We start from the raw sequence: 262 nt of genomic DNA, 5'->3' as shown, positions 1-262 counted from the left end.
ACCGGCCGCGTGCGACACCATCGACATGGCCGGGATCGGGGAGAACCCGGCCAGCCGGTCCGGGCCGTGCGCCTTGATGGTGTGCACGTGCGCGGCCGCGATCATCTCGGTGGCCTCCGCCCAGGTCGCCCGCACCAGGCCACCCTTGCCACGCACCGACTTGTACCGCCGCGCCTTCGCCGGATCCCCGGTGATCTCCGCCCAGGCCGCCACCGGGTCACCCAGCCGCGCCCTCGCCTCCCGGTACATCTCCAGCAGCACA

The 262-nt window shown here is 73.3% G+C and carries 1 protein-coding gene; it reads right to left on the bottom strand.

Annotated features, from left to right (window positions below; translation table 11 throughout):
• Window positions 1–262 (bottom strand): molybdopterin-dependent oxidoreductase (locus ODJ79_RS46935; RefSeq protein WP_263030227.1); only part of this gene is annotated, 262 nt, incomplete at both ends.

The organism is Actinoplanes sp. KI2 (assembly GCF_025630775.1).
GTDB lineage: Bacteria > Actinomycetota > Actinomycetes > Mycobacteriales > Micromonosporaceae > Actinoplanes.
The sequence above is the reverse complement of the archived record's forward strand: the minus strand, read 5'-3'. Positions and strand labels throughout refer to the sequence as shown.